We start from the raw sequence: 26,398 nt of genomic DNA on the forward strand, positions 1-26,398 counted from the left end.
GCGCCGTCTCGGCCCGTTCGGTCCGAGTAACGACGAAAACGGCCGAAAAACGGCCGCTGAGCGCAAAACTGGAGTCGGAGTCGCGCCGGGCGACTACTCGCCGGGGCCGACTTCCTCGAACGGCTGGACGATGACGAAGCCGCCTTCGCCCGCGAATTCGAGCTGGTAGGACTCGCCCGACGAGCGGCCGAGCAGGCCCTTGATGTTGATGTCGCGGTTCGACGACGGCGAGACGGTTCCGCTCCACGCGACGGTCGCGTTGGGGTCGGTCTTGGCCGGCGTCTGGAGGACGATGGGCTCGCCGTGGGTCGTGATGGCGACGTGGCCGGGGCCTTCGAGGAAGACGTTGAACAGGCCGCCGGAGGACGCCCCGGCGATGCTCGTCAGCATCTTGATGTCCCAGTTCACGCTCGACTCGAACGCGAGCACGTCGTTACCGTTGACGCTCAGTTCCTCGCCCGCGTCGAGTTCGAGAATCTGGACCTCCTTGGCCTGGTCTGCGAGATAGAGGTGCCCGGTTCCGGTCGCCTGCATCATGACGTCGCCCTCGCCCGTGGCCTTCTTCTTGAGCATCCCCGTCAGGCCGCCGGCGGACTTCCGCTCGAAGGAGATGTCGCCGGTGTAGCCGACCATCGACCCGGCCTTGGCCATGACGCTCCCGTCGAGAGCCACGTCGAGCAGTTTCGAGTTTTCGAGTTCGAAGGATTCGCCGCCTTCGGACGGTGCGTGCGTGCTGACGAATTCGTCTAAATCCATTGGAGTCACCGAGTCGCAGCGGAGACGACTCTACCGGAGAGGCGACTGTCAGGGATATAGTTCTATGTGCCGCGAGAATTCGAAACGCGGAGCGACGACCGAAGGGCGTCCGGCGCGCTCAGTCTCGCCGACTTCGGTGGCCGGGGTTCCACTCGGCGTCGAGCGCTTCGTGGGTGAAGGGGACGGCGTCCTCGCCGGCGTAGGTGGCGACCAACTGGCCGTCGCCTTCGAGGTAGTACTTGTAGGTCGTCAGCCCTTCGAGACCGACCGGGCCGCGGGCGTGAATCTTGCCCGTCGAGATGCCCACCTCGGCGCCGAGGCCGTAGCGGTAGCCGTCGGCGAACCGGGTCGAGGCGTTGTGGAAGACGCTGGCGGCGTCGACGCCGGTCATGAACGTCTCGGCGCGCTCGGCGTCGCCGGTGACGATGGATTCGGTGTGTTTCGAGCCGTGGGCGTTGATGTGGTCGACCGCGTCGTACAGGTCCGAGACGACCTTGATGGAGAGTTCGAGGTCGCCGTACTCGGTGTCCCAGTCGTCGTCGGTCGCGGGGTCGACAGCGACGTGCTCGCGGGTCGCCTCGTCGCCCCGGAGGACGACGCCCTCGTCGCGGTAGCGCGCGACGACCGCCGGCAGGAAGTCGGCGGCGACGGACTCGTCGACCAAGAGCGTCTCGACGGCGTTGCAGACCGCGGGGTACTGCACCTTCGCGTCGAGGGTGATGTCTTCGGCCATGTCGAGGTCGGCCGACTCGTCGACGTAGACGTGGCAGATGCCCTCGGTGTGGCCGAGGACGGGAATCTGGGTGTTGTCCTGGATGTAGCTGACGAACTCCGAGGAGCCGCGGGGCATCACGAGGTCGACCATGTCGTCGAGTTCGAGCAGGCGGTCGACCTCCTCGTGGGCCTCGATGAGCGTCGCCCAGCCGTCGGGGAGCTCTTCGGTGGCGGACAGAATCGTCTCGTACAGCACGCGGTTCGACTCGCTCGCCTCGCTGCCGCCCTTGAGGATGACGGCGTTGCCGGACTTCAGCGCCAGCGCGGCGATTTGGACGAGCGCGTCGGGCCGCGACTCGAAGATGGTCGCGACGACGCCGATGGGGACCGAGAGCTTGTACAGTTCGAGGTCCGCGTCCAGTTCGCGCGCTTCCAGCGTCTCGCCGAGCGGGTCGTCCTGCTCGGCGACGGACTCGACCATCCCGGCGATGTCGTCGAGTTTCGCCTCGTCGAGTTTGAGGCGGTCGACGAGCGCCTGCGTGTACTCGCCCGCTTCGAGCATCGCCTCGGCCTCCTCGACGTCCTCGCGGTTGGCCGCGAGAATCGCCTCGCTGTTGTCGCGGATGGCGTCCGCGATGGCTCCGAGCGCGGCGTCGCGGTCGGCCGCGTCGACGTTGGCGAGGCGCAGCGCCGCCGACTGTGCCTGTTCGACCTGCGCGGTCGTGTCTCGCTCAGTCATCGAGTTCACCATCGAGGGGGAGGAACATTGTTCCCACCGATTCGCGCTCGGCGATCTTCGCCAGCACGTCGGGTTCGGTCGACTTCGCGATGACGGCGGGGATGCCGTACTCGGCGGCGTCGCGCGCGCCGCGGACCTTCGTCTGGATACCGCCGAAGCCGCCGGTCGAACTCGCGGTGACGATGTCCTCGACGTCGCTGTAGTTGTCGCCGACGACCTCGATGCGCTCGGCGTCGGGGTCCTCCTTCGGGTTCCCGGTGTAGACGCCGCCCACGTCGGTGAGCGTCACGAGTAGGTCGACGCCGATGCCGACCGCGATGTTCGACGAAATCATGTCGTTGTCGCCGATTTGGAGCTCCTCGGTGGCGACCGCGTCGTTCTCGTTGATGATGGGCACGACGCCCCACTCCAACAGCGTCTCGACCGTGTTCCGGAAGTTGGTGAACCGTTCGGGGTTCTCCAGGTCGTGCTGGGTGATGAGAATCTGGGCGACTTTCCGGTCGTAGCGCTCGAAGCTCTCGGTGTAGCGGTGCATCAAGAGGCTCTGGCCGACCGTCGACAGCGCCTGCGACGCTTCGAGGGTGTCGCGGTCAGCTGTGGGATGGTCGAGGCGGCCGATACCGGCACCGACCGCGCCCGAGGAGACGAGAAGCACCTCCTTGCCGCGCGAGAGGAGCGATTCGATGTCGTCGACGAGCTTGTCGAGCTTGTCGTCGTCGAGGTTGGAGTCCTCGTCGGTCAGCGAGTTCGTGCCGGCCTTGACGATGACGCGCTTCGCCTCGGCGGCGGCGTCGCGGGCGGCGGCGACCGCGTCGGGGTCGGGCTCGGCGACCTCGGAGGTCTCCGTCGTCTCGCTCACCTCACTCATCGGCGAAGTCCTCCGCGAGCTCCTTCGACCGGCGCTCGGCGGCGACGACCGCCTCGGTGACGGCCTCGTCGGCGGCGCTGTCCCAGAGGACCTCCATCCCCTCGATGGTCGTCCCGTTCGGCGAGCAGACCGCGTCGATGAGTTCGTCGGCGCTGCGGTCGTCCTGCACGACGGTCTCGGCCGCGCCCTTGAACGTCTGGGCGGCGAGAATCTCGGCGTCTTCCTCGGAGAGCCCGCCCGCGACGCCGGCCTGCGTGACGGCCTCGATGAGATAGAAGACGAAGGCCGGGCCGCTGCCGTTGACCGCGGTGGCGATGTCCATCTGCGACTCCTCGACCTCGACGAACTCGCCCACGTCCGAGAGGAGTTCGCGGACCTCGTCGGTCAGGTCGCCGGTCGCCGCCGCGGCCATGTCGCGGGTCTCGGCGGCGAGGTTCGGCATGATGCGGACGACGCGGGCGTCGGTGCGCGCCTCGACGAACGAGGTCGGGACGCCCGCGGCGATAGTGACGAGAGTCTGGTCGGGAGACAGGTCGAGTTCCGAGAGGACGGCCTCGACGATGTCGGGCTTGACCGCGACGAACACCACGTCGGCGTCGGCGGCGCGCGACACGTCGTCCGTCGTCGCTTCACAGTAGTCGGCGACCGCGGCGAGGGCGTCGGGGTCGAGGTCGCAGGCGACGACCGAGTGACCGCCCGCCTTCCAGAGCCCGGTGAGGAGGGCGCTCCCCATGTTTCCGCAGCCGATAACGCTCGTGCGTACCATTTGCTGAGTCAAGGTACGACGCTCAGATAGTAACTGCGTTCCGGTCAAGCGATGCCAAACCGGAAAACGAGTTGTCAGTTCTCTCCCCGGTCTCGGGTCGCCTCAGAGCGCGCCCTGCCGGTAGATGAGGTTGCGCTGAATCTCGTTCGCGCCCTCGTAGATAACCGGGATGCGAACGTCGCGGTAGACCCGCGAAATCTTGTACTCGTTGAGGACCGACCGACCGCCGTGGAGCTGCATGCCGCGTTCGGCCACGTCGACGGCCGTCTCGGTCGACTTCGTCTTGGCGGCGGCCGCCCAGAAGCCGGCGTCCTCGTTGGTTTCGACCTTCTCGGCGGCGCGCCAGTTGAGCGCGCGGGCCGCCTCGAACTCCATGCGCATGTCGGCGAGGATGTGCTGGACCGCCTGGAACTCCGAGACGTTGCGGCCGAACGCCCGCCGCTCGTGGACGAACTCCCACGCCTCCTCGATGGCGGCGGCGGCGAGGCCGAGGCTGTGGCCGCCGACGATGATGCGACCGTGGTTAAAGAAGTCCGCGAGCATGTAGAAGCCGCCGCCCTCGGTGCCGATGAGGTTCTCCTCGGGAACCTCGCAGTCGTCGAAGACGATGTGGCCCTGCTTGGACGCGCGCATGCCCATCTTCTCGGGGATGTGCTCGGCCTCGTAGCCGGGCGTGTCCGTCGGCACGATGAACATCGAGTAGTTCGAGTAGCGGTCGTCGGTGTCGGCGGTCTTGGCGTACACCGTCAGCCAGTCGGCCTCGACGGCGTTGCCGACCCAGTACTTCTCGCCGTTGAGGACGTAGCCGTCGTCGGTCTTCTCGGCGGTCGTCTCCATGCCGGCCATGTCGGAGCCGGTCTGCGGCTCGGACACCGCGAGCCCCGAAATCTGCTCGTTTTCGGCGACCGGGCGGAGCCACTTCTCCTTCTGTTCTTCGCTGCCGTAGTCCTCCATAATCTCGCAGCCGAACGAGGCGAGTTGGAGCGTCAGCGCGATGCCGGCGTCGGCGCGGTAGAACTCCTCGGAGATTGCCAGAATCTGCTGGAGGTCGAAGCCCTTGCCGCCGTACTCCTCGGAGATGTCCTGCGCGACGAGCCCCGCGTCCATCCCCGCCTGGAGGACCTCGTGGGGGTACTCGCCGGACTCGTAGTATTCCTCCGCGACCGGTTCGATGTGCTCTTTGGCGAACTCGCGGGCCTCCCGCTTGAGTTCGCGGGCGTGTTCGGGCACGATGGAGTCGTCGAGAAGTTCCATGTCCCGACATAGGATTGTACAGTAAAAATAGTGTATGGAACCAGTCTAAACTTCAAACTGGTTCTTCGTTAGAACCCACGACCGACCCGGCGCTCACTCGTCCGACGGGGCCTCCGCGTCGGGCGTCTTGCCCTCGATGAGCGAGGAGTCGTCGTACTGGTCTCGGAGCACCTTCTTGTCGAACTTGCCGGTCGCGGTCTTCGGGACCTCCTCGATGAAGACGACCTCGTCGGGGGCCCACCACTTCGGGAACTCGTCTTCGACGAGCGCGACGAGTTCGGCCTTGAGCGCCGCTTCGTCCGCGCCCGCCTTCGGGACGATGAAGGCCACGGGGCGCTCCTGCCAGCGCTCGTGGGGCACGCCGATGACGGTCGCCTCCGCCACGTCGTCGTGAGCCATGATGCTGTTTTCAAGTTCGACCGACGAAATCCACTCCCCGCCGGACTTGATGACGTCTTTCGCCCGGTCGACGATTTGGACGTAACCGTCTTCGTCCACCGTGACCACGTCGCCGGTCTTCAGCCAGTTCCCCTCGTAGTCTTCCTCGTTCGCGTCGGGGCGCTCGAAGTACTCGGTCGTCACCCACGGGCCGCGCACCCAGAGTTCGCCGAAGTCCTCGCCGTTCCACGGGACCTCGTCGCCGTCGTCGTCGACGACGCGCATCTCCAGTCCCGGCGCGAGCAGGCCCTGCTTGGCGCGCTTTTCGTACTGTTCTTCGGCCGGGAGGTCCTCCATCCCCGGCTTGAGATGCGCGACGGTGCCGACCGGCGACATCTCGGTCATCCCCCACGCGTGGAGCACGTCCACGTCGTACTCCTCGTCGAACCGGCGGATGACCGACCTGGGCGCGGCCGACCCGCCGATGATGATGCGTTCGAGCGACGAGATGTCCGCGTCGTTCTCGTCGAGGTAGTCGAGCAGGCCGAGCCACACCGTGGGCACGCCCGCGGTCATCGTCACGCCCTCCTCCTCGATGAGTTTGGCGAGGTCCTCGGGCGTCGGCGACGGGCCGGGATAGACGTGTTTCGCGCCCGCCGCGGTCGTCGAAAACGGCAGGCCCCACGCGTTGACGTGGAACATCGGCACGACCGGCATGATGACGTCCTCCGCGCCGATGTCGAGACCCGACTTGGGGAGCGTCGCCATCGTGTGCGCCCACAGCATCTGCTGGGAGTACTCGACGCCCTTCGGTTCGCCGGTCGTCCCCGACGTGTAGCACATCCCCGCCGGTTGGTCCTCCGGGAGGTCGGGCCAGTCGTACTCGTCGGGGTAGTCGGCGATGAACGACTCGTAGTCCGTCACCGGGGATAGCCCCACGTCCTCGGGGACGTTCGAGGCCATCACGACGAACTGCTCGACGGAGGCGAAGGCGTCCTCATCGACCGCGCCGGCGAGTTTCGGCGCGAGCGACGGGTCCACGAAGATGATGCGGTCAGCCGCGTTCTCGACGATGTACTGGATGTGGTGGTCGGGGAGAAGCGGGTTGATGGTGTGCAACTGCGCGCCCATCGACGGCACGCCGAAGTACGTCTCGAAGTGTCGGTTGTGGTTCCAGCAGAACGTCGCCACCCGGTCGCCGTCCCCGATGCCGGCGTCCGAAAGCGCCCCCGCGAGCCGTGCCACGCGTCCCTCGTACTCCGAGTACGTGTAGCGTTCCAGCCCTTCGGCGGTCCGAGAGACGATTTCGCGGTCCGGAAAGAGCTTGCCCGCGCGCCACAGGAACGGCCGAAGCGTCTGGTTGGTAGCACCTACCATACAGTCCACTTGCGGTAAAACGTAATGATTGTTTGGACGCAACCCGGCGAGACGCGGGCTGTGGGTTTTGCTTCACCCGCGGGCGCGTTCACTCCTCGTCGCGGTCGGGAGCGGGTTCGTCGTCGCCGCCGTCGCCGTCGTCGATGTCGCCCTCCGCGCTCTCGACGTCACCGCGTTCGTCTTCGTCGGCTATCGCCTCACCGTCGTCGTCTCTTGTCGCCTCGCCACCGTCGTCTCCGCCACGTTCCGCGTCCGCCGGGTCGGCCTCGGCGTCGTCGATGGCGGCCCCGTCGGCGTCGCTCGCGGGCGTCACCTCGTCGACTTCGGCCTCGGATTCGTCGGCTTCGCGTCCGCTCTCGGTCGCGCGCGCTTCGTCGCGTTCCTCAGCCGCCGCGCGCTCCGGTTCGGCCTCCGCGACGGGCTTGGCCGCGACCAGTCGCTCGCGGACCGCCTCGCGGTCGATGGTCTCCGAGACGGTCCGCGGGAGTTCCTCCGCGGTCTCGACCAGTCTCGGACACTTGAACCCGGCGAGCCGATCGCGGCAGAAGGCGTCGAGGTCCTCGTCGTCCGGGGGGTTCTCCGGGTCGGCGGGGACGACGAGCGCGGCGACGCGCTCGCCCCACTCGGAGTCGGGGATACCCAGCACGACGGCGTCGTCCACCGCCGGGTGTTCCCGCAGGACCGCCGCGACCTCGCCGGGGTCGACGTTCTCGCCGCCGGTGATGATGCGGTCGTCCTTCCGGTTCAGGACGTACAGGAGGCCGTCGTCGTCGCGGTAGCCGATGTCGCCGGTCCGGAGGCCGGCGTCGGTGAAGGCGTCGGCGGTCGCCTCCGGGTTCCGGTAGTAGCCGGGCGAGACGGTCGGTCCGGAGACGACGAGTTCGCCCGGCGTCCCGGGTTCGACGGCGGTGCCGTCCTCGTCGACGACCCAGAGGTCGGTGAAAAACAGCGGCCGTCCGACGGTCCCCACGTCGGCGAACGCCTCGTCCGGGGTCGCAGTGGCGACCTGCGAGGCCGTCTCGGTCATGCCGTAGGTCGGGTAGACCGGCACCGAGTAGTTCCGACAGCGCTCGACGAGGTCGTCGGGGGCGGGCGCGCCGCCGAGGAGCACCACGCGGAGCGAATCGGAGAGCGTGCCCCTGCTGTCGAGCATCCGCTTGAGCATCGTCGGCACGAGCGAGACGCCCGTCGCGTCGTACTTGCCGATATCGTCGGCCGCGCCGCCGGCGTCGAACCCCTCGCGGAGGACGACGGTCGTCCCGTACAGCGGGCCGCGGAGAATCGGGCCGATGCCGCCCATGTGGTGCAGCGAGAGCGTGACGAGCCACCGGTCGTCGGGCGAGACGCCGAGTCGGAACGCCCCGGCGACGGCGTTGGCGAGCAGATTGCCCATCGTGAGTTTCACCGCCTTCGGCGTCCCGGTCGTCCCCGAGGTGAAAAGCAGGAGCATCGTCTCCGAGAGCGACCAGCCCGCGGGTTCGACCCGCTTCGGCGCGATAGACGAGAGGTTGATGACGCCCTCCCAGCGCGGGTCGTCCACGGAGACGACGGGCACGTCGGTCGTGGCCTCGACCGCCGTCGACTCGGTAGACTCGCCGCAGACGAGCGTCGTCACGTCCGCGAGTTCGACGTTGCGGCCGACCTCGTCGGGGGTGAGTCGGTCGCTGAGCGGGACGAGCACCGCCCCGAGCCGCGTCGCGGCGTGGATGAGTCGGACGTAGTCCACGCCGGGGTCGAGAACGACGCCGAGGTGGTCGCCGGCCTCGACGCCGAGCGCGGCGAGTTGGCCGGCGGTCTCGTCGACGAGCGCGTCGAGTTCGCGGAAGGTCCACGAGTCGCCGGTCGCTGCGTGGATGAGCGCCTCTCGGTCGGGCGTCGCGGCGACCCGGTGGGAGAGCCAGTCGCGCATCGGTCCGGCGAACCCGCGGCCCTCGCCGCCGGGTGCGGAGCCGTCAGCGGCGGAGCCCTCATCGCCACCGTCTGAACTGCCGGTGGCGGCTGCGTCGTCGTCGGTCGACCCGTCCGCGGGCGCGTCGTCGTCGGCCGTGTCGTCGGGGTAATCTCCCGTCATCGCTCAGTGCGAGACGAACTCGACGAGGACGCCGCCCGTGGACTTGGGATGGAGGAAGGCGACCTCGTGGCCCCACGCGCCGGGGCGCGGTTCCTCGTCGATGCGGTCGACACCGGCGGCCTCGGCGGTCCGGAGCGCGGCCTCGATGTCGTCGGTCTCGATGGCGACGTGGTGGATGCCGCCGCCGCGCTTGTCGAGGAACTTCGAGATGGCACCCTCCTCGTGGGGTTCGAGCAGTTCGAAGTAGCCGTTTTCGAGTTCGAGGAAGATGACCGACATGCCGTCGAACGTCTCCTCGTGGGCCACGGGCGCGTCGAACAGCTCCGCGAACAGCGCGGCCAGCCCGGCGGCGTCGGGCGTGGCGATTCCGACGTGGTCGAAGTGCATGTCTCCAGTTCGTCGGGCGCAACGGATAAACCCAGACGGTTCGATACTCATGTCATGATAGTAACTACAACTGAGTCGGTCGTCGGCCGCGACATCGAGGTGACGCTGGGTGCCGTCCGCGGGAACACGATTCGCGCTCGGAACGTCGGCCGCGACATCACGCAGGGGCTCCGGAACATCGTCGGCGGCGAGCTCAAGTCCTACACCGGGCTGATGGCCGAGGCGAGAGACGAGGCGACAGACCGGATGGTTGCCGAGGCGGAGGCGATGGGTGCCGACGCCGTCGTCGGCGTCCGGTACGTGACCGCCGAGGTAACGCAGGGCGCGGCCGAGATTCTGGCCTACGGGACCGCCGTCAAACTCGTCGGCGACGACGACGCCGACGCGGAATCGGCGTCCGAGTCGAACGCCGACGTGGCGTGAGCCGACGATGACGCCGACGTCCCGGCGCGCCGCCCGCGACCCGCGGCGGCTCGCGCGCGGGTTCGCTCGACTCGCAACAGACCGGGCCACAGTCGCCGTCTTCGCCGTGCTCGCGGCCGCGTGGGCGGTCGGCTTCTTCGGCGTGTTGCCGAAGGAGATTTGGTTCGTCGACTTCCCCGCGCTGGTGGCCGCCTTCTTCTTCGACACGCTCGCCGCCAACGAGTTCGGCGTCCGCGAGACGGCGACGTTCTACCCGGCGCTCGCCGTCTTCGGCTACCTCCAAGCGATGCTCGTCGTGGCGGTCGTGCGGGTGCTTCGAACCCGACTCGCCGGGGTCGGTGAGTGACCTAAGAGCGGGAAACGCGTCGAGAGCGGGAACGAAAATGAGCGCGGAAGCGCGCGTCAAGAGCGGGACGCGGGAGTCGTGACGGTCGAGAGGGGTGTGACGGCCGTGAGGGGTGCGGTGGTCGTGAGTGGCGTGGAGCGTGCGAGGTGTGTGAGGGACGCGAGCGGGGGCGGTGTGGGACTCACGGCGTTCGGCCGGTCCTCAGTCGCGGGCGGTCCGGGCGACCGTGACCTCGACGGGGACGCCGGGCACGTCGACCGTCAGCATCGAGCGGTCGGCCCGGGTGACGACGGCGCGGGCGACGGCGACGATGGCGGCGACGGTGACGGCGACCGCGAGCGACGCCACGGGGAAGGTGACGACCGCGACGACCGCGGCCATCGACGCGAGCAGGACGGCCTGCGTCGCGAGCGAGGGCGCGGGTCGGTGATGGGAGGGTCGGTAGTCGGAGACGGTACGACTGTCTCGGGAGCGTCTTCGTGACATTCGTCTGGTGAGGTGGACAATCGGATGCGATACCGGGGGCTCTCCGGTCGAAGAGCCCCGCAACGCGACGGCCGCCGCTCGAAACGTCGAGCGACTGGTGGCGCGAACCTCGCGCCGACAGACGGCGGCCGGGCGTGTGACGGGTTTAGAATACGATAAGCGGCATCATAAGCCTCGATTGTCTCCACTCGGGGGGTGATAATAAAACTCGTTAGCCGGGTGAATGTATAATTCGAGTGACTAGTTGGCACGGGGCGAGACGGGCTGGGCGGTCGGACTGAAGGGAGACGGAACGCGACCGCCGGCATTGGTTGCCGCCGAGTCTCGGGGGCCGACTCAGGCCATGCCGGGTTCGTACTCGCCGAACTCCTCGCGGAGGACGCCGCATATCTCGCCGACCGTCGCGTAGGCCTTGACCGCCGTGACGATGAGCGGGAGGAGGTTCTCGTCGCCGTTCGCGGCGGCGCGGATGTCCTCCAGAGCGGCCTCGACGGCCGCCTCGTCGCGGTCGTCCTTCCGGGCTTCGAGCGACTCGACCTGCTTGGTCTCGTCTTCTTCGGCGACCTCCTGGACCTCGACGGTCGGCTCCTCGTCCACCTGATACTCGTTGACGCCGACGATGACGCGCTCGCCCTCCTCAATCTCGCGTTGGCGCTCGTAGGCCACGTCCTGAATCTCCCGCTGGACCCACTGGTTCTTCACGGCGTCGAGCATGCCGCCGCGCTCGTCGACCTCGTCGAGCAGGTCGAACGCCTCGTCTTCGATGTCGTCGGTCAGCGCCTCGACGTAGTAGCTCCCCGCCAGCGGGTCGATGGTGTCCGCCGCGCCCGACTCGTGGGCGAGAATCTGCTGGGTGCGGAGCGCCGTCCGAACCGACTTCTCGGTCGGCAGCGACAGCGCCTCGTCCTTCCCGTTGGTGTGCAGCGACTGCGTGCCGCCGAGGACGGCCGCCAGCGCCTGATAGGCGACCCGGACGACGTTGTTCTCGACCTGCTGGGCGGTGAGCGTCGACCCGCCGGTCTGGGTGTGGAACTTCAACTGCATCGACTTCGGGTTCTCCGCGCCGAAGCGCTCTTCCATGATTTTCGCCCACATCCGCCGGGCGGCGCGGAACTTCGACACCTCTTCGAGGATGTTGTTGTGGGCGTTGAAGAAGAAGGACAACTGGGGGGCGAACTCGTCCACGTCGAGGCCGGCGTCGACCGCGGCCTGCACGTACTGGATGCCGTTACCGAGGGTGAACGCGACCTCCTGGGCGGCGGTCGACCCGGCCTCGCGGATGTGGTAGCCGGAGATGGAGATGGTGTTGAACTTCGGCGTCTCCGCCGCGCAGAACTCGAAGATGTCCGTGATGAGCCGCATCGACGGCTCCGGCGGGAAGATGTAGAGATTCCGCGCGATGTACTCCTTCATGATGTCGTTCTGGATGGTGCCGCGGAGCTCCTCGCGGGGGACGCCCTGCTTGTCGCCGAGCGCGACGTACATCGCCAGCAACACGGCCGCCGGGGCGTTGATGGTCATCGACGTGGAGACCTCCCCGAGGTCGATGCCGTCGAACACCGTCTCCATGTCGTGGAGGCTGTCGATGGCGACGCCCGACTTCCCGACCTCGCCGGCGGCCATCATCGCGTCGGAGTCGTAGCCCATCTGCGTCGGCAGGTCGAACGCGAGCGACAGCCCCGACGAGCCGTTGTCGATGAGGTAGCGGAACCGCTCGTTGGTCTCGGCGGCCGTCCCGAAGCCGGCGTACTGCCGCATCGTCCAGAGCCGCCCGCGGTGCATCGTCGGATAGACCCCGCGCGTGTAGGGCTTTTCGCCCGGGAAGCCCACGTCCTCGTCGTAGTCCACGTCGGCGTCGTCGGGCGTGTAGAGCCGCTCGACGACGTTGCCGCCCGTGTCCGTCGTGAACTCCTCCTTTCGCTCCCCGAAGCGGTCGAGGGTCGGCCCCAGCGTCTCCTCTTCCCACTCGGCTTTCGCCTCCCGAATCTCTTCGAGCTCGTCGGGATCAAACATGGTCGAAGATGTGGTTTGTCCCTACTTAAGCGTACGCGGGTCGGCGAATCGCGGTGCTGCCGCCGACTGCGGACGCGACGAGGGCGGACGCGAGACCGTGAGACCGAGACGACGGACGCGGTGAGGGCGGAGCGCAAACGCGCCCGCGACGGAACCCACGAATCCGGCCGCTGCGACCGATTTTATGTCGCTCGCGCGCCCTGCTTCGCCATGGACATCCTGACCGACGAGACGCGGCGGTTCCTCGCGGCGACCGCGCCCGAACACGACGCGGTGCAGGCCGAGATGGCCGCGTACGCCGATGAGCACGGTTTCCCGATTATCGGCCCCGAAGCGGGCGGCGTCCTCCGCGTCCTCGCGCACCTCGCGGACGCGGAGCGGCTGTTCGAGTTCGGCTCCGGCTTCGGCTACTCCGCGACGTGGTTCGCCGAGGGGATGGCGGACGACGGCGAGCTCTACCTGACGGAACACGACGCCCACGAACTCGACATGGCGCGGGACTTTCTCGACCGCGCCGGCCTCGCCGACCGGACGACCTTCCTCGAAGGCGACGCGCTCGACCTGTTCGAGGGCGTCGACGGCGAGTTCGACCTCGTGCTCTTGGACCACCAGAAACACCGCTACGCCGAGGCGTTCGACCTCGTCGCCGACCGCGTCACGGAAGGCGGCGTCGTCGTCGCCGACAACGTGATGCGCGGCCCCGTCGACTTCGGCGCGCTCACCGACTGGAGCGAGGGGCAGGCTGAGGCGCTCGACGGGGCCGACGCCGACACCCGCGGCATCGCGGCGTTCCTCGACGCGGTGCGGGCCGACCCGCGGTACGAGACCATCGTCCTCCCGGTCGGGAGCGGTCTCGCGGTCAGCACGCGGGTCGAGTGAGCCAGCGAGCGTCGGCCCGGGCTCGCCCCGCCGCGCACCGACGTTCGCCACGCTTTTGAGCGCTCACCCCGACCCTTCGGGTATGTTTGGAGGCGGCGGGATGAACCCACGCAAAATGCAGCAAATGATGAAGCAGATGGGCATCGACGTGACGGAGCTCGATGCCGAGGAAGTCGTCATCAAGACGGCCGACGAGGAACTCGTCTTCTCTGACGCGCAGGTCACGCGCATGGACGCGCAGGGCCAGGAGACCTACCAAATCGTCGGCGAGCCCGAGACGCGCGAACTCGGTGCCGGTGACGACGGCGACGACGAGGCCGCGCAGGCCGCCGACGCCATCCCGGCAGACGACGTGGCCATCGTGGCCCAGCGCGCCGGCGTCCCCGAAGACGAGGCCCGCGAAGCGCTGGAGGCCGAAGACGGCGACCTCGCCGCGGCCATCTCGCGACTGGAGTGATACTCCTCGTCCACGGCGACCGGGAGTACCTCCGGGCGCCCGGCGACGAGCTGCACACCGACCTCGGGATGCTCACCGTCCCCGAGGACGTCGAAGCCGGCCAGACGCTCGAAACCCACATCGGCGAGGAGTTCCTCGTCCGCGAGCCGCGCGGCCCGGACCTCTTCAACCACTTCGAGCGCACCGGCGCGCCGATGATGCCGCGCGACATCGGCCTCATCGTCGGCCACACCGGCGTCGCGGCCGGCGAGCGCGTCCTCGACGCGGGCACCGGCACGGGCGTCCTCTCGGCGTACCTCGGTCGCCTCGGCGTCGACGTGACGACGTTCGAACGCGACGCCGAGTTCGCCGACGTCGCCCGCGAGAACATGCGACTCGCCGGCGTGGAAGAGCGCGTCGACGTTCGCACCGGCGACATCACAGACGAGGTCGACGACCTCGCGGCGTCGGCGTTCGACGTGCTCACCCTCGACACCGAGAACGCGCCCGAGGTCGTCCGACACGCGCCGGACCTCCTCGTGACCGGCGGCTACGTCGCCGTCTACTCCCCGTTCGTGGAGGGCACGCGCGCGGCCGTCGAAGCCGCAAGAGAGGCGGGCCTGTCGGACGTGGAGACGTTCGAGACGATTCAGCGGCACATGGACTTCAACGACCGCGGGTCGCGCCCCTCGACCGCCGGCGTCGGCCACACCGGCTACCTCGTCTTCGCCCGCAACGAGTGAACGACGCCGACGCCGCCGGGCCAGCCCCGCTTTCGGTCCGTCGGCGTCGCCTCACCCGACGCGGCGAATCACGCGAAACAGCTCTTCTCTGAACCGCTCCGGCTCGATTACCTCGCGGAGCGCCGCCGCCGTCTCCGCGTCGCCGCCGCGGACCTCGCGGGGGTACGCGCCGCCGGTCAGGAGGAACTCGCCGTCGACCGGCGTCACCGCGAGGTAGGCGTCGGCCGCGAGTTCGACCCCCGCGAGTTCGACGGTCGCGGCGTACCGGACCACGTCGGCCTCGGCTTCGGTCCCGCCGTCGCCGGCGGAACCAGTCTCGTCGCCGCCACCGACTCGAACCCGAAGCGTCCGCGACTCGACGCGCCGAACGTCCGAGAAGCCGCGCGCTCCGAGGCGGGATTCGAAACCGGCGCTCGCGCGCTTGCCGACCAGTTTCGTCAGCGCCTTCGACGGCGGCGTGTGCGGCCGAATTTCGAGGCGGCTGGCGAACAGGAAGCGCCACGGGCCGTCGGCGGTCGCCGGGACGCGCTCGCGGATGGTGGCGTCCTCGTAGACGACGGTTCGGGCGACGACGCTGACGGGACCGAGTTCGAACGGCCGGTCGGTCGCGTCGTCGACGCGGACCCACCCCTCGAGCGGCGGGAGCGTCGGCGGGGCGAGCGCGTCGGACATACCCCGCGTTACGGACGGAGGGCTGAAAAAGGCGAGTCGCTCAGTGGTCGTCTTCGCGCCACTTGTGGTCGCACTCGACGCAGGTGAAGAAACGCGTCTCGGACTCGTCGGCCGAGCGGATCTGCTTCATCTCGTAGCGCGCCACGTCGTGGCCGCACTTCGGGCAGATGGTCTTCGTCGTCGGGCCGATGTCGGCGTTGTCCACGTCGGACATGTCGACGACCTCGCTGGACTCTTGGCCCTCGGTCGTGACCATCGATTTTTCCTTTTCGCTGTCGCGCGCTTTCTCGTGGCCGTTCGGACAGACCCAGACGCCGTCTTGCGGCGTCATCAGGGACCCGCAGTCGTCGCAAAACTCCATGATAGTACGTCCTACCGCTTGAGGGACTTAAGCGTCAGGATTGCGCCCCGCTCGCGGGGTGAGCGCTAAAAAAGCCGGTGTCGAACGGGCGGCTCAGGCGTCGCCGTCGGACTGCCCCGGCTCGCCGAGCGCCTCGATCGGCATCGCGTTGTTCAGTTCGTAGTACAGGTCCTTCGCGTCGGCGAACTCGGCCGTGAGGCAGTTCCCGACCAACTCGCCGAGGTCGGCGTTCCCGTCGGCCATGAGCACCGTCACACCGTCGAGGGAGGCCGCGGCGTCCCGGCGCGAGACCGGGTACGAGAGGTCTTCGAGGAGGGATTCGACGCGGCCGAGCGTGATGGAATCTTGCACGATTATTCATTATACATGCAGCGCCTTAGCAGTTGTAGGAGCCGTGCTAGCACGGGTATCACTGAGTACGGACGAAGCTAATTGACCGATTGCGCCGTCGAAACGGGGCTTCCCGTCGGTTTCCTACTCGAAGTCGGGGTCGCGCTTGTCGAGGAAGGCGTCCATCCCTTCGCGCTGGTCGTGGGTGCCGAACAGGCCGCTCCAGACGCGGGCCTCGAAGTCGAGCGCGGCGTCCCGCGGGGCGTCGTGGGACATGTTGATGGCGGCTTTCGCGCCCGCGAGGGCGTGTCGCGGCTTCGACGCGAGGTCCGCGGCGAGGTCCTCGACGTGCGAGTCGAGTTGGTCGTGGGCCACGACCTCGCCGACGATGCCGTACTCGTGGGCGTCGCTGGCGTCGATGCGCTCGCCGAAGAAGATGAGTCGACGGGCGACTTCGTCGCCGACGAGCGCCGGCAGGCGGACGCTCCCGCCCCACCCGGGCATGATGCCGAGGTCGATTTCGGTCTGACCGAGCAGCGCGCGCTCGGAGGCGACCCGGAGGTCGCACGCCAGCGCGAACTCCATGCCGCCGCCGAAGGCGTAGCCGTTGATGGCCGCGATGGTCGGCGCGGGGAACTCCTCCAAGCGCGTCGCGATGCGGTGACCCTGCTCGGCGTACGCCTGCGCGGCGGGCGACCCGATGTCCTTCATGTAGCCGATGTCCGCGCCCGCGATGAACGCCTTCTCGCCCGCGCCGGTGAGGACGACCACCCGCGCGCCGCCGTCCTCGGCCTCGTCGAGCGCGTCTTCGAGCGCGTCGAGCGTGTCCGCGTTGAGCGCGTTCATCTGCTCGGGGCGGTCGATGGTGATGGTCGCCACGTCGCCGTCCCAGTCGAGTCGGAGGGTGTCCCAGCTCATGGTCGAGCCGACGCAAGGGACAGGGATAATAATTAACGTTCCGCGGTCGCGCTGAAGAATCCAGAACAACGTTATACCCCCTCCGTCGAATCCACCGATATGACGCTCTCCGACGAGGCGAAAGAACGCCTCGCCGACATCGTCCGGCTCCAGCCGACGAAGAACAAGGAGTTACAGAACCGCTGGGACCTCGAAAGCGGGAGCGAAGTCCACCGCTACCTCGAGTCCGAGCTCAAAGACTACTACTACCGCGACGACAACAGCCTCATCCGCGCGACGGCCGAGGCCGCCGAACTCGTCGGCGTCGAACCCGGCGTCGAGGGCGACGACGAGGCCGAGTCCGTACCGAGCGTCATCCGCGTCCCCTCGCTCGAAGCCCGCGTCTTCGAGGTCGTCGCCGGCCCCGACGAGCGCTCCGAGAGCGTCGTCAGCGTCCTCAACAAGCTCCGCGAGGAGTTCGACATCGACCCCGACGTGGACGACGTGCGCCGGGCGCTCCAGAGCCTCCGCCGCAAGGGCGTCATCGAGGTCGTCTACCGAACCGTCCCCACGTTCCGCCTCGCCGTCGAGCGCGACGAGGTCGACGTGGAAGTCGTCTAACCGCTCGTCTCCGCGGTCGCTACGCTCGCCGCTCGAACACCAGCGCGTAGTGGTACGGCGGGATGTCGATTTCCGCCGTCACCGCGAGGCCAGTCGCGTCCTCGACTATCGCGGCGGTCTCTTCGGGACCGAGCCGTAGCTCGGTCGGCGGGCCGCGGGGCTCGCCGGCCACGGTCGTCTCCGACCGGGGGAGCGGTCGCCAGTTGACGACGACGAACCGGCCGTCGTCGGCGAGGACCGACTCGACTTCCGTCAGGAACTCGTCGCGGTCGTCGACCCCGTGGAACGCGTTCGCGAAGAGCGCCACGTCGACGGGGTCGGACACGTGCGCCGATAGCTCGCGGGCGTCGCCGCGAACCGTCGCCACGTTGTCGATGCGCTGCTGGTCGGCGAGGTGTTCGAGTTCCGCGAGCAGTCGGTCGTCGAGGTCAACCGCGTACACTGGGGCCGGCGCGACGATTCGCGCCGCTGGGAGCGCGAAGTAGCCGTTTCCGCAGCCGATTTCGACGACAGTGTCGCCGGTCGACAGTCCGAGTTCCCGAAGCGTCTCGCCCGGCGTCGGCCAGAGCTTTCCCCACCAGTCCCAGTCCGGCAGGCTCGTGTTCTGGAATCGCTCCATACTGCCCGGTCAGAGGGGCGCGAATTTAGGCGTTCTCACTATCGCGTTCGGCACGGTCTCTGGCGCGCTCGCGCCGCGCGTCCAGAATCCGGCGCACGCCCTTGCCGGGGCCGCCCTCGATAGGCCAGCCCTTCATCCGCCACGCCGGGGGCTCCGGCTCGAACGACGGACACGAGTGGGCGCACTCGCGCTGGCTCTGATAGCAGTCTTTCGCGGCGCACCGCGGAACGAGCGCCCGCCCGCGCCGGTCGAGTTCGAAGTGCCGGCAGTCGGGGCGCATCGTGTCCACGTAGTTCCGCCAGCCGCGGTCGTAGGCCCGCTCGGCGAGGACGAGTCGCCGCCGGGCGTCGTCGGGGTCGGGCGAGAGCGAACTCGGATGCCACAGCACCTCCGCCGAGTCGCCGTCGACGCCGAGGATGCCGACTTCGACCGGCAGGTCCTCCAACAGAGCGGGTTCGACCCGCCGGCCCGTCACCTCGGTGGCGACCCAGACCTCGTCGGCGAGCGCCCGCGACACGTCGTGTTCGAGTTGGTCAGCGAGCGCGCGGGCGGCGCTGGCGTCGAGGTCCGGCTTGTTCTCAATGGCGACGACGCGCTCGACCCAGTCGGGGTACGGGGCGGTCCGGCGGTACTCGACGCGGTTCCGCGAGCCGCGGCACTTCTCGACCAGTCCGAGCCCCGCGGCGCGGTGGACCGCCGGCACGACGTGTCGCCACGGGAAATCCGGTTCGGGAATGGCGTCTCGGTACCACGCCCACTCGGCGGGCGCGTGGCGGACGACGCGCAAGAGGTCGGAGTCGAAGCCGTCGGTCGAGAGGGCGCGCCGGGCGGCGAACGCCTCGGGGTCGACCTCCACGACGACGGTGTCCCAGCGGCGCTCTCGGGTGCCGAGCTGTCGGGCGACGAACGCGGGGCGCGGGCCGTCGGGGTGCCACGCGCGCTCGGCCCAGCGGCAGACCCGCAGCTCGAAGGCGAACTCGGGGTCGCGGTCGGCGGCGTCGCTCACGACCGGGAGTTGCGGCGGGAAGCCGAAGGCGTTTCGGTCGGGTGGCTTCGGGGTGCGACCCGACGACGACGCAGACGACGCCGCGGGTGTTGCCCCCGCGCCGACTCGCGGCGCTGTCGCTCGCTCTCGTCGCGTCTCGGGCGTCGGTCGAACCGACCGACGCTACTTCAGGTACTTGTGTTCGCCCTCGTTCCGCTCGGCGAGTTCGTCGAGGAACTCGTGTGCGCGCTCGAATATCTCGCGGGGGCCGTCCTGCGTGATGGTGTTGATGGCCTGCTCGTAGTCGCGCCACTGGAGGTCGCGGTGCTCCGTCGAGAGCTCCGCGGACGCCTCGAACGAGCGCGCGATGAAGAGGTGAACCGTCTTGTGAATCGTCGTACCGTTCGCCTCGAAGACGTAGCTGTAGTCCTCGCGGAAGCCGTCGATGAGACGGAAATCTTGGATTCCCGCCTCCTCTTTGACCTCCCTGATTGCCGTTTGCTGAAGCTCCTCGTCCCCTTCGACCCCGCCCTTCGGGAACTCCCAGTCCCCGGGACGGCTCTTCAGGAGTAAGTACTCCCTCCGGCCGCGGGTGTCGCGGAAGAGAATGGCTCCAGCGCTAACCGCTTCGACTGCCATTACCCGAAATAAACGTGCCACCCTTTAAGAGGGTATCGGAGATTGTAGCGCGTTCGCACGGTCGTTCGTTCGGGATTCGGGTGGCGGAAGCCCGGAGTCCCCGGTTCGTGTAGATGCGCTTTTACCGTCGGAGCGTGCAACAAGGAGTAGTACCCAGCTATGGCCTTCGTCACAAAACTCACCTTTCAAAGCGGTGATAAGGCGGTCCTCGACCGAGTGGTCGACGACCTCAAGCAGTTCGTCGAGCGGAAGGGCGCGGAGTGCCGCGGCCCCCACTCCGACCAGCCGAAGCAGGTGAGCGTCCCGCAGTATCGGACGCTCCAGCCCGGCGACCAGTTCTCGTCGTGGTCATACCCCGTGTACACCCGTCGGCTCGAAATCCACGGCGCGGACCAGATCGCCCGCGAGGTCGGCCTCAAGGAGTTCCCCGACAGCGTCCACCTCGAAATCGAAGTCGAACAGAAGAAACCGCTCGGTCACCGTCGCTGACGGCGGTCACGGAGCGCGAAAGAAGACGCGGGTCTGCGCTTTTTTGTCTGTTTTTCGACCGCTCAGGCGTCCGGCCCGAGGACCTCGACTACCTCGCCGGTACCGACGTGATTGGTCGCGTCGAACGACGTGACCTCCAGCCGAACCTTGTCCTCGACGGCCGCGCCTCGGCCGTCTTCGACCCGGATGACCGAGTCGCCGATGCGGACGGTGAGACCGTCGCCGTTGCGCTCGCTGACGTAGGCCGTGATGACCTCGCCGGGTTCGAACGTCGGCGTCGCGGTGCGGAACGTCCAGCCGGCCAAGAGCTTATCGAGGCGGCTCATACGCGGCTCACCTCCTCGCTCGTGCGGTCGGAGACGTACTCGCGGCCGTAGCCGGTCCACGCGGCGAACAGGAACACCGCCACGAGGAACCAGCCGTGGAACACGTAGGGGAAGACCGACGCGGGGTTCACGAGCATCTCCGCCGTGAACCACGGCGTCGCCTCGCCGCCGACGAGGCCCTGCATGGCCCCGTAGCCGGCGAGCAGGCCGCCGCCCCACGGGAAGATGTAGCCGAGCGCCGAGGTGTTGGCGTCGAGGATGTTGGCGCGGCGGTAGCCGTTGATGTTGAAGCGCTTGCCGAGCGTGGCGACGTAGGGCGCGATGGCGATTTCGGCCGCCGTGTTGATGGTGACCGTCGCGTTGACGAGCGCCGTCCCGACGACCATCGTGGTCTCCGCGCGGCGGACCGTCGTGGCAACGCGGTCGATGACGAGTTCCTGAATCGCGTCGAAGCCGCCGCCGGCGCGCATGATTTCCGCGCCCGCGACGAGCAAGAGCGTCAGGACGATGAGCGGGAAGAAGCCGGCCGCGCCGGAGTAGACGCTCCCGCCGACGCCGACCTGCCCCGCGGGGACGGTCTCGACGACGGCCCCGAGAAGCGGGAGCGCCTCGACCGCCTGCGTGAGCCCGTTCTGCGGCGCGCTGAACAGGAGCATGCTCCCGACCGAAACGTCCACCAAGTTCGCCGCGCCGAGCGCGACGTTGAACGCCGCCGCGAGGAGCAGTCCCCACGAGACGGCCTCGATGATGTGTCGGCCGCGGACGGCGAGCGCGATGACCACGGCGATGTCGAGCAGGTGGACGAGTCCCCACGGCGACACGGACGCGGAGACTTCGCCGGCCACGTCGACGTACGGCATGCCGCCCCAGACGCCGGGGATTCCGAAGCCGGCGACGAGGTACGCCGCGATTGCGAGCGTCGCCGCGACGACGGCGTACTTCACCCGCGAGGCGACGACGCCGCCGATGTCGGCGTCCTGCGTGACCGCGGAGACGATGGTGGTGTCACTGACGGGCGCGAGGTTGTCCCCGAACACCGCGCCGGAGAGAATCGCGCCGAACAGCAACACGGGGTTCGCACCGAGGAGGAGTCCCGCCGGGAAGACGAGACTCGTGAAGGCGATTGCGGTGCCGTAACCGGTGCCGATACCGGTCGCCAACAGCGCCGCGAGCAGGAACGTCACGGCCGGGAACAGCCCCGGGCCGACGTTCAGGACCGTGGCCGCCCAGACGAGGCCGTCGACGAAGCCGCCGACCTGGATGGTCTCGGCGAACATGCCCGCCCAGAGCCACGCGACGACCGCCGTCGCGGCGACCCGGCGGGTCATGCCGGCGAAGACGACGTCCGCGTAGTCCTTCCAATCTCCCCGGACGAACAGTAGTCCCACGATGAGTCCTGTCAGCATCCCCGCGACGAGGCCGGTCGTATCGCCGATACCGAGGATACCACTCTGGAAAATCGCCCACGCGATGAACAGGGCGATGGGCAGGGCGCTCACGAGGCGCCCGCCACGGAAACTGAGCTCGATGTCCGGTTCTTCTGGCATCGTTTGTCAGAGATTGACTGTGATATATAATAGGCACGAATTTCCTCCAACTATTTCTTCCAAACTTGAGTTTCTCGGCCACGAAACGTCGGGAGCGTTTATCATCGCCGGGAGAAAAGAGTCCGGACATGAGCAACCGAGCGACGATGGACGACCTCGTCTCGCTTCGCCGCGACCTGCATCGCCACCCCGAACCCGCGTGGCGCGAGTTCTACACCACCGCCCGCCTCGTCGACGAACTGGAGACGCGCGACCTCGACGCGCTCTACGTCGGCCCGGAGATACTCGACGCCGACGAGCGCATGGCCGTCCCCGACGACGCCGAACTCGACGCGTGGTTCGAGCGGGCCCGCGAGGCCGGCGCGCGCGAGGACGTTCTCGACCGCCTCGTCGGCGGCTACACCGGCGCGGTCGCGGTCGTCGAACGCGGCGAGGGCCCGACCGTCGGGCTCCGCGTCGACATCGACGCGCTCCCCATCACCGAGTCCGAGGACGGCGACCACCTCCCGGCCGCCGAGGGCTTCCGCTCCGAGAACGAGGGCTTCATGCACGCCTGCGGCCACGACGCCCACGCGACGATCGGTATCGGCGTCCTCGACGCCGTCCTCGACTCCGACTTCGAGGGGACGTTCAAGGTGTTCTTCCAGCCGAGCGAGGAGCAGGTCGCCGGCGGAAAGGCCGTCGCCGAGGGCGGCCACCTCGACGACGTGGACTACCTGCTCGCGCTCCACGTCGGTCTCGACCACCCGACCGGCGAGGTCGTCTGCGGCGTCGGCGGGTTCCTCGCGGTGTCGCACTTCCGCGCCGAGTTCACCGGCGCGCCGGCCCACGCGGGCGCGAAGCCCGAGGAGGGAAAGAACGCGAACCTCGCGGCCGCGGCGGCCACGCAGAACCTCTACGGTATCTCCCGGCACTCCGACGGACCGACCCGCGTCAACGTCGGCCTGATGGGCGGCGGCACGGCCACGAACATCGTCGCCGAGGAGGCGTTCATCGAAGGCGAGGTGCGCGGCGCGACGACGGAACTCATGGAGTACATGGAAGACCGCGCCCACACCGTCATCGAGTCGGCGGCCGCGATGCACGACTGCGAGGTCGAAATCGGGGTCGAGGGGAAGGCCCCGAGCGCCCGGAGCGACGACGCGCTCGCGGCCATCGTCGGCGGCGTGAGCGAGGGGGTCGAGGGCGTCACCTCGATTCTCGAAAGCGACGACCTCGGCGGCAGCGAGGACGCGACCTACCTCATGCAGTACGTCCAGGACCGCGGCGGCCTCGCGGCCTACGTCGGCGTCGGCACCGACCACCCCGGCGGCCACCACACCCGGACGTTCGACGTGGACGAAGCGACCATCGGCATCGCCGTCGACGTGCTCGCCGGCAGCGTCGAACGAATCGCCGCCGGCCGCCCCTGAGGCGAGCGAAGCAACCCTGAGTCGCGCCGAGAGCGCCGTTCGAGCGATTTCCGACCGCCTCGACTCGCCGGACCGACGCGCGCTCGACCGACCTGCCCGCGACGAACCGCCAGCGGTTATTTGTCCCCCCCGTGCATAGCCGGCAGCGATGGGGCTCCTCGGAGGTGAATCGACCGAAGACGCAGACCTGCGTCCGGGTCTCGCAGTCGTCGGCATCGCCGTCGGCGTCGCGGTCGTCCAAGTCGCCGTCTTCCCCGACAGCCCCGAGGTTCACTGGCTCCGGTTCGCCGTGGAACTCCTCTTGGTTCCGATTCCGCTCGCCGGCGCGTTCGTCGTCGGGAGCGTCCGCGACGTGCAGACGGTCTGGCGACCGCTGTACGCCGGGACCGCGCTGTTCGCCGTCTACGCCGTCAGCGACGCGGTCGACGAGGTCGTCGTCCAGCCCGAGGCGTTCACGCTCGTCTTCGAGGACGGAGCGCTCCTCGTCGGGTCCGCCGCGCTCGCGGTCGGCGCGGTCCGGTGGTCGACCCACCGCGACGCCCGCGAGGCGGACCTCCGCCGCCGCAACGACCGGCTCGACCAGTTCGCGTCGGTCATCACGCACGACCTCAGAAACCCGCTGAACGTCGCCCAGATGCGGCTCGAACTCGCCCGCGACGGCCACGGGACCGAGCACCTCTCGACGGTCGCCGACGCCCACGACCGGATGGAGGCGCTCATCCAAGACGTGTTACAGCTCGCCCGAGCCGGCGAGTCGGTCGGCGAGGTCGAGCGCGTCAGCCTCGCCACCGTGGCCGCGGACGCGGTGACGAACACCAGCCTCGGCGCGTCGGGCCTGACCGTCGAGGCCGACGCGGAACTGCTCGCCGACAGGGGACGACTCACCGCTGTCTTCGAGAACCTGTTTCGGAACTCGGTGGAACACGGTTCGACAGGCCGTCGGGATACTCCCGGCGACACTGTGGAACAGGGTTCCACGGGCAGTCGGATTTCATCCGACGACGCTGTCGAACGCAGTTCGACAGGCGACCAGACCGCGTCTGACGCCGTCGAGCGCGGCGCGGCAGGTGGTCGACCGTCGGCCGACGAGGCACCGAATCCGGGGGTCAGACGGCCGGTGCCGGACGCCACCGACGGGGGAACGCCCGGCGTCAACGTCCGGGTCGGTCCGCTGGAAGACGGCTTCTTCGTCGAGGACGACGGCCCCGGCATCCCACCGGAAGAACGGGAGCGCATCTTCGAGTCGGGCTACAGCACCGACTCGCGGGGGACCGGCCTCGGCCTCGCTATCGTCTCCGGCGTCGCCGACGCGCACGGCTGGGAGGTGGCGGCGACGGACGGCGAAAACGGGGGTGCCCGGTTCGAGTTCCGAAACGTCTCGTTCGCGGCGGAGTCCGAGGTCAGTACTTCGGGTCCGCGCCCGTGAGTTCGTAGATGTCGTCCATGATGCGGTCCCGCTCGACCTTCCAGCCCTCGAGGGCGCTCGGTCGGGTCGGGTAGCGGCCGTAGTGGGCCAGCAGTTCGTCGGCGAGGCGCTTGATTTTGAAGAACTCGTAAATCTGGCTCCAGTGACCGTAGCTCGACGCCGCGGTCTGCGCGAGGAGGACGGGGCCGAACGAGGTCGTTCCGGAGTAGAGCGCCTCGGCGAGCTTCTCGCCGGGGATGGAGGCGATGAGACCCATCAGGTCGTCCACGTCGACGGCGGTCGAGAGGATGTTGTACACGTCGAGGCTGGCGTAGCGGCCACCGAAGTGGTCCATGACGCGCTGGTTGTAGCGCCAGAGCATCTCCTCGCTCACGTCGCCCGCGTCGAGCGCGATTGCGGCCTGCTCGCCGGCGTACTTGCCGGCGTAGGCCGCGCCGGCGATGCCGCCGCCGGTCGTCGGATTGACGTGGGCCGCGGCGTCGCCGACGGCCATGTAGCCCGGCGCGGTCGCCGAGTCGTAGGGCCGGCGGGTCGGGAGCGCGGCACCGAGCTTGTCGATGACCTCCGCGCCCTCGAACTCGGGGCGCTCCCGGAGGTCCCGCTTCAGGTCGTCGACGAGCTTCATCGGCTCCTCCGTCATCTGGAAGCCGAGGCCGGCGTTGATCTCGGTCTCGGTCCGCGGGAAGTACCAGACGTAGCCCGCGGCGACCTCGGCCGGCTTGAACACGAGCGCGTCGGACCACTCGACGGGTTCGGGAACCTCGACGACCTCGCGGTACGCCGACGAGAAGTGCTGGTAGGAGACGTTCGTGTCGAAGGTGGCGTCGGAGAAGTCCACCTTGTCCTGCAGGAGCGACAGCGAGCCCGCGCCGTCGATGACGATGTCGGCGTCGTACTCGACGACCTCGCCGTCGTGTTTGCCGACGATGCCGGTGACGGTGCCGTCGTCGTCCTGTTTCACGTCCTGGACGACCGTGTCGTAGTGGAGTTCGACACCGGCCTCGTCCGCGCCCTCGATGATGAGGCGGCCGTACTCCCAGCGGTCGATGACGGCGAGTTCGCCGGGGACCGGGATATCGAGGACGGTGTCCTCCTGCGGAATTTCGAAGCGGCCGTGGTCGACCTCGGTGTTGGTGAACGCGGGCTCGATTTTCGACTTCGGAATCGCCTCGGGGAAGGCGTCCGCGCCCTTCAGGGCGTCCCCGCAGGCGATGTGCCCCGCTTCCTCCGCGGACTTTCGCTCGACGATGGTCACGTCGTAGCCCGCGTTCGCGATGGTGGCGGCGGCGTAACAGCCGGAGGTTCCCGCGCCGACGACCACCACGTCCACGGACTGGGTCCGTGGGCTCGCCGAGGACTCCTCGGCGGTGTCGTTCTCGTCTGTGGACATGGTATCACCTCCATATCGCGGGCTGAAAACTCTTTACTCCCGCACCGA

General features: G+C 68.5%; 29 protein-coding genes. 9 read left to right on the forward strand and 20 right to left on the reverse strand.

Going from position 1 to position 26,398, the window contains the following annotated elements; all coding sequences use genetic code 11:
- Window positions 1-93 precede the first annotated feature (93 nt).
- The 8 genes from C5C07_RS07275 to mce all read right to left on the reverse strand — a co-directional run bounded on the left by C5C07_RS07275 (window position 94) and on the right by mce (window position 9,310).
- Window positions 94-756: an AIM24 family protein gene (locus C5C07_RS07275; protein ID WP_004977155.1), complete on the reverse strand. Its 663-nt coding sequence runs from the start codon at window positions 754-756 to the stop codon at window positions 94-96.
- Window positions 757-874: 118 nt separating this feature from the next.
- A complete protein-coding gene (locus C5C07_RS07280; protein WP_115804948.1) occupies window positions 875-2,209 on the reverse strand; it encodes a glutamate-5-semialdehyde dehydrogenase in 1,335 nt (444 codons plus the stop codon).
- A complete protein-coding gene (gene proB / locus C5C07_RS07285; protein ID WP_004977153.1) occupies window positions 2,202-3,077 on the reverse strand; it encodes a glutamate 5-kinase in 876 nt (291 codons plus the stop codon). Before proB ends, C5C07_RS07280 begins: the two co-directional genes overlap by 8 nt.
- Entirely contained in the window at window positions 3,070-3,843 is a 774-nt protein-coding gene (proC, locus tag C5C07_RS07290) for a pyrroline-5-carboxylate reductase (RefSeq protein WP_081605245.1), read from the reverse strand. The genes proB and proC overlap by 8 nt, the downstream gene beginning before the upstream one ends.
- Before the next feature lie 102 nt (window positions 3,844-3,945).
- The gene (locus C5C07_RS07295) at window positions 3,946-5,097 is read right to left on the reverse strand and encodes an acyl-CoA dehydrogenase family protein (protein WP_004977150.1); all 1,152 of its coding nucleotides are present in this window, start codon (window positions 5,095-5,097) and stop codon (window positions 3,946-3,948) included.
- 93 nt (window positions 5,098-5,190) lie between these two features.
- Window positions 5,191-6,852 (reverse strand): long-chain fatty acid--CoA ligase, encoded by a 1,662-nt coding sequence (locus C5C07_RS07300; protein ID WP_115804801.1) that lies wholly within the window; start codon window positions 6,850-6,852, stop codon window positions 5,191-5,193.
- An 88-nt stretch (window positions 6,853-6,940) separates the two neighbouring features.
- Entirely contained in the window at window positions 6,941-8,923 is a 1,983-nt protein-coding gene (gene menE / locus C5C07_RS07305; protein ID WP_115804802.1) for an o-succinylbenzoate--CoA ligase, read from the reverse strand.
- A gap of 3 nt (window positions 8,924-8,926) precedes the next feature.
- A complete protein-coding gene (gene mce, locus C5C07_RS07310) occupies window positions 8,927-9,310 on the reverse strand; it encodes a methylmalonyl-CoA epimerase (protein ID WP_115804803.1) in 384 nt (127 codons plus the stop codon).
- Between the two features lie 54 nt (window positions 9,311-9,364).
- Here mce and C5C07_RS07315 point away from each other — a divergent pair, with 54 nt between their 5' ends.
- Both C5C07_RS07315 and C5C07_RS07320 read left to right on the forward strand, forming a co-directional pair.
- Window positions 9,365-9,733, forward strand: a complete 369-nt coding sequence (locus C5C07_RS07315) for a YbjQ family protein (RefSeq protein WP_004977145.1) — start codon at window positions 9,365-9,367, stop codon at window positions 9,731-9,733.
- A 7-nt stretch (window positions 9,734-9,740) separates the two neighbouring features.
- Window positions 9,741-10,079, forward strand: coding sequence for a hypothetical protein (locus tag C5C07_RS07320; protein WP_004977144.1), 339 nt, complete (start codon window positions 9,741-9,743; stop codon window positions 10,077-10,079).
- A 201-nt stretch (window positions 10,080-10,280) separates the two neighbouring features.
- Here the strand turns inward: C5C07_RS07320 and C5C07_RS21860 are convergent, their stop codons facing one another.
- Window positions 10,281-10,565: a hypothetical protein gene (locus C5C07_RS21860; protein ID WP_004977143.1), complete on the reverse strand. Its 285-nt coding sequence runs from the start codon at window positions 10,563-10,565 to the stop codon at window positions 10,281-10,283.
- A 336-nt stretch (window positions 10,566-10,901) separates the two neighbouring features.
- Window positions 10,902-12,578 (reverse strand): methylmalonyl-CoA mutase, encoded by a 1,677-nt coding sequence (locus tag C5C07_RS07330; RefSeq protein WP_004977142.1) that lies wholly within the window; start codon window positions 12,576-12,578, stop codon window positions 10,902-10,904.
- A 210-nt stretch (window positions 12,579-12,788) separates the two neighbouring features.
- Here C5C07_RS07330 and C5C07_RS07335 point away from each other — a divergent pair, with 210 nt between their 5' ends.
- The 3 genes from C5C07_RS07335 to C5C07_RS07345 all read left to right on the forward strand — a co-directional run bounded on the left by C5C07_RS07335 (window position 12,789) and on the right by C5C07_RS07345 (window position 14,636).
- The gene (locus C5C07_RS07335; RefSeq protein WP_004977141.1) at window positions 12,789-13,457 is read left to right on the forward strand and encodes an O-methyltransferase; all 669 of its coding nucleotides are present in this window, start codon (window positions 12,789-12,791) and stop codon (window positions 13,455-13,457) included.
- Window positions 13,458-13,539: 82 nt separating this feature from the next.
- Window positions 13,540-13,914, forward strand: coding sequence for a nascent polypeptide-associated complex protein (locus C5C07_RS07340; protein ID WP_081605244.1), 375 nt, complete (start codon window positions 13,540-13,542; stop codon window positions 13,912-13,914).
- The gene (locus C5C07_RS07345) at window positions 13,911-14,636 is read left to right on the forward strand and encodes a methyltransferase domain-containing protein (RefSeq protein ID WP_004977139.1); all 726 of its coding nucleotides are present in this window, start codon (window positions 13,911-13,913) and stop codon (window positions 14,634-14,636) included. Before C5C07_RS07340 ends, C5C07_RS07345 begins: the two co-directional genes overlap by 4 nt.
- A gap of 51 nt (window positions 14,637-14,687) precedes the next feature.
- On the opposite strand, the gene C5C07_RS07350 is transcribed toward C5C07_RS07345, so the two are convergent.
- The 4 genes from C5C07_RS07350 to C5C07_RS07365 all read right to left on the reverse strand — a co-directional run bounded on the left by C5C07_RS07350 (window position 14,688) and on the right by C5C07_RS07365 (window position 16,917).
- Window positions 14,688-15,308, reverse strand: coding sequence for a DUF6517 family protein (locus C5C07_RS07350; protein ID WP_004977138.1), 621 nt, complete (start codon window positions 15,306-15,308; stop codon window positions 14,688-14,690).
- Between the two features lie 40 nt (window positions 15,309-15,348).
- The gene (locus C5C07_RS07355) at window positions 15,349-15,669 is read right to left on the reverse strand and encodes a transcription factor S (protein WP_049905217.1); all 321 of its coding nucleotides are present in this window, start codon (window positions 15,667-15,669) and stop codon (window positions 15,349-15,351) included.
- Window positions 15,670-15,762: 93 nt separating this feature from the next.
- Window positions 15,763-16,020 carry a hypothetical protein gene (locus C5C07_RS07360; RefSeq protein ID WP_004977136.1) on the reverse strand — a complete coding sequence of 86 codons (258 nt, stop codon included), beginning with the start codon at window positions 16,018-16,020 and terminating at the stop codon, window positions 15,763-15,765.
- A gap of 123 nt (window positions 16,021-16,143) precedes the next feature.
- Window positions 16,144-16,917, reverse strand: coding sequence for an enoyl-CoA hydratase/isomerase family protein (locus tag C5C07_RS07365; protein ID WP_004977135.1), 774 nt, complete (start codon window positions 16,915-16,917; stop codon window positions 16,144-16,146).
- A 99-nt stretch (window positions 16,918-17,016) separates the two neighbouring features.
- Between C5C07_RS07365 and C5C07_RS07370 the strand changes: the two genes are divergently transcribed.
- Window positions 17,017-17,517: a DUF5797 family protein gene (locus tag C5C07_RS07370; RefSeq protein WP_004969904.1), complete on the forward strand. Its 501-nt coding sequence runs from the start codon at window positions 17,017-17,019 to the stop codon at window positions 17,515-17,517.
- A 19-nt stretch (window positions 17,518-17,536) separates the two neighbouring features.
- Here C5C07_RS07370 and C5C07_RS07375 read toward each other — a convergent pair whose 3' ends face one another.
- The 3 genes from C5C07_RS07375 to C5C07_RS07385 form a co-directional block, all read right to left on the reverse strand.
- Window positions 17,537-18,136, reverse strand: a complete 600-nt coding sequence (locus C5C07_RS07375) for a class I SAM-dependent methyltransferase (RefSeq protein WP_004977134.1) — start codon at window positions 18,134-18,136, stop codon at window positions 17,537-17,539.
- Between the two features lie 25 nt (window positions 18,137-18,161).
- Entirely contained in the window at window positions 18,162-19,142 is a 981-nt protein-coding gene (locus tag C5C07_RS07380; protein ID WP_115804804.1) for a DUF5787 family protein, read from the reverse strand.
- 162 nt (window positions 19,143-19,304) lie between these two features.
- Window positions 19,305-19,760 carry a bis(5'-nucleosyl)-tetraphosphatase gene (locus C5C07_RS07385; RefSeq protein WP_004977131.1) on the reverse strand — a complete coding sequence of 152 codons (456 nt, stop codon included), beginning with the start codon at window positions 19,758-19,760 and terminating at the stop codon, window positions 19,305-19,307.
- Between the two features lie 159 nt (window positions 19,761-19,919).
- Between C5C07_RS07385 and C5C07_RS07390 the strand changes: the two genes are divergently transcribed.
- The gene (locus C5C07_RS07390; RefSeq protein ID WP_004977130.1) at window positions 19,920-20,249 is read left to right on the forward strand and encodes an uS10/mL48 family ribosomal protein; all 330 of its coding nucleotides are present in this window, start codon (window positions 19,920-19,922) and stop codon (window positions 20,247-20,249) included.
- A gap of 62 nt (window positions 20,250-20,311) precedes the next feature.
- On the opposite strand, the gene C5C07_RS07395 is transcribed toward C5C07_RS07390, so the two are convergent.
- On the reverse strand, window positions 20,312-20,575 hold the full coding sequence (locus C5C07_RS07395; RefSeq protein WP_004977129.1) for a hypothetical protein: 264 nt from the start codon (window positions 20,573-20,575) through the stop codon (window positions 20,312-20,314).
- On the reverse strand, window positions 20,572-22,122 hold the full coding sequence (locus C5C07_RS07400) for a Na+/H+ antiporter NhaC family protein (RefSeq protein WP_050459022.1): 1,551 nt from the start codon (window positions 22,120-22,122) through the stop codon (window positions 20,572-20,574). Before C5C07_RS07400 ends, C5C07_RS07395 begins: the two co-directional genes overlap by 4 nt.
- A gap of 128 nt (window positions 22,123-22,250) precedes the next feature.
- On the opposite strand from C5C07_RS07400, the gene C5C07_RS07405 reads away from it, so the two are divergent.
- Both C5C07_RS07405 and C5C07_RS07410 read left to right on the forward strand, forming a co-directional pair.
- Window positions 22,251-23,534, forward strand: coding sequence for an amidohydrolase (locus tag C5C07_RS07405; RefSeq protein ID WP_115804805.1), 1,284 nt, complete (start codon window positions 22,251-22,253; stop codon window positions 23,532-23,534).
- 148 nt (window positions 23,535-23,682) lie between these two features.
- Window positions 23,683-24,960 carry a HAMP domain-containing sensor histidine kinase gene (locus C5C07_RS07410; RefSeq protein ID WP_050459024.1) on the forward strand — a complete coding sequence of 426 codons (1,278 nt, stop codon included), beginning with the start codon at window positions 23,683-23,685 and terminating at the stop codon, window positions 24,958-24,960.
- Here the strand turns inward: C5C07_RS07410 and C5C07_RS07415 are convergent.
- On the reverse strand, window positions 24,935-26,350 hold the full coding sequence (locus tag C5C07_RS07415; RefSeq protein ID WP_115804806.1) for a geranylgeranyl reductase family protein: 1,416 nt from the start codon (window positions 26,348-26,350) through the stop codon (window positions 24,935-24,937). The two genes, C5C07_RS07410 and C5C07_RS07415, sit on opposite strands and share 26 nt — an antisense overlap.
- Window positions 26,351-26,398: the final 48 nt, after the last annotated feature.

Origin of the sequence: Haloferax sp. Atlit-4N (assembly GCF_003383025.1) — an archaeon.
Lineage (GTDB): Archaea > Halobacteriota > Halobacteria > Halobacteriales > Haloferacaceae > Haloferax > Haloferax gibbonsii.

What these genes read in the sequence shown, in the direction of transcription:
- C5C07_RS07390 (WP_004977130.1), top strand. Translation starts at nt 19,920, where the DNA reads ATGGCCTTCGTCACAAAACTCACCTTTCAAAGCGGTGATAAGGCGGTC.
- C5C07_RS07365 (WP_004977135.1), bottom strand. Translation starts at nt 16,917, where the DNA reads ATGAGCTGGGACACCCTCCGACTCGACTGGGACGGCGACGTGGCGACC.
- C5C07_RS07320 (WP_004977144.1), top strand. Translation starts at nt 9,741, where the DNA reads ATGACGCCGACGTCCCGGCGCGCCGCCCGCGACCCGCGGCGGCTCGCG.
- C5C07_RS07350 (WP_004977138.1), bottom strand. Translation starts at nt 15,308, where the DNA reads ATGTCCGACGCGCTCGCCCCGCCGACGCTCCCGCCGCTCGAGGGGTGG.
- C5C07_RS21860 (WP_004977143.1), bottom strand. Translation starts at nt 10,565, where the DNA reads ATGTCACGAAGACGCTCCCGAGACAGTCGTACCGTCTCCGACTACCGA.
- C5C07_RS07340 (WP_081605244.1), top strand. Translation starts at nt 13,540, where the DNA reads ATGTTTGGAGGCGGCGGGATGAACCCACGCAAAATGCAGCAAATGATG.
- C5C07_RS07400 (WP_050459022.1), bottom strand. Translation starts at nt 22,122, where the DNA reads ATGCCAGAAGAACCGGACATCGAGCTCAGTTTCCGTGGCGGGCGCCTC.
- C5C07_RS07385 (WP_004977131.1), bottom strand. Translation starts at nt 19,760, where the DNA reads ATGGCAGTCGAAGCGGTTAGCGCTGGAGCCATTCTCTTCCGCGACACC.
- C5C07_RS07335 (WP_004977141.1), top strand. Translation starts at nt 12,789, where the DNA reads ATGGACATCCTGACCGACGAGACGCGGCGGTTCCTCGCGGCGACCGCG.
- C5C07_RS07295 (WP_004977150.1), bottom strand. Translation starts at nt 5,097, where the DNA reads ATGGAACTTCTCGACGACTCCATCGTGCCCGAACACGCCCGCGAACTC.
- C5C07_RS07410 (WP_050459024.1), top strand. Translation starts at nt 23,683, where the DNA reads ATGGGGCTCCTCGGAGGTGAATCGACCGAAGACGCAGACCTGCGTCCG.
- C5C07_RS07330 (WP_004977142.1), bottom strand. Translation starts at nt 12,578, where the DNA reads ATGTTTGATCCCGACGAGCTCGAAGAGATTCGGGAGGCGAAAGCCGAG.
- C5C07_RS07315 (WP_004977145.1), top strand. Translation starts at nt 9,365, where the DNA reads ATGATAGTAACTACAACTGAGTCGGTCGTCGGCCGCGACATCGAGGTG.
- C5C07_RS07275 (WP_004977155.1), bottom strand. Translation starts at nt 756, where the DNA reads ATGGATTTAGACGAATTCGTCAGCACGCACGCACCGTCCGAAGGCGGC.
- C5C07_RS07370 (WP_004969904.1), top strand. Translation starts at nt 17,017, where the DNA reads ATGACGCTCTCCGACGAGGCGAAAGAACGCCTCGCCGACATCGTCCGG.
- menE (WP_115804802.1), bottom strand. Translation starts at nt 8,923, where the DNA reads ATGACGGGAGATTACCCCGACGACACGGCCGACGACGACGCGCCCGCG.
- C5C07_RS07355 (WP_049905217.1), bottom strand. Translation starts at nt 15,669, where the DNA reads ATGGAGTTTTGCGACGACTGCGGGTCCCTGATGACGCCGCAAGACGGC.
- mce (WP_115804803.1), bottom strand. Translation starts at nt 9,310, where the DNA reads ATGCACTTCGACCACGTCGGAATCGCCACGCCCGACGCCGCCGGGCTG.
- C5C07_RS07280 (WP_115804948.1), bottom strand. Translation starts at nt 2,209, where the DNA reads ATGACTGAGCGAGACACGACCGCGCAGGTCGAACAGGCACAGTCGGCG.
- C5C07_RS07395 (WP_004977129.1), bottom strand. Translation starts at nt 20,575, where the DNA reads ATGAGCCGCCTCGATAAGCTCTTGGCCGGCTGGACGTTCCGCACCGCG.
- C5C07_RS07375 (WP_004977134.1), bottom strand. Translation starts at nt 18,136, where the DNA reads ATGGAGCGATTCCAGAACACGAGCCTGCCGGACTGGGACTGGTGGGGA.
- C5C07_RS07405 (WP_115804805.1), top strand. Translation starts at nt 22,251, where the DNA reads ATGAGCAACCGAGCGACGATGGACGACCTCGTCTCGCTTCGCCGCGAC.
- proB (WP_004977153.1), bottom strand. Translation starts at nt 3,077, where the DNA reads ATGAGTGAGGTGAGCGAGACGACGGAGACCTCCGAGGTCGCCGAGCCC.
- C5C07_RS07300 (WP_115804801.1), bottom strand. Translation starts at nt 6,852, where the DNA reads ATGGTAGGTGCTACCAACCAGACGCTTCGGCCGTTCCTGTGGCGCGCG.
- proC (WP_081605245.1), bottom strand. Translation starts at nt 3,843, where the DNA reads ATGGTACGCACGAGCGTTATCGGCTGCGGAAACATGGGGAGCGCCCTC.
- C5C07_RS07415 (WP_115804806.1), bottom strand. Translation starts at nt 26,350, where the DNA reads ATGTCCACAGACGAGAACGACACCGCCGAGGAGTCCTCGGCGAGCCCA.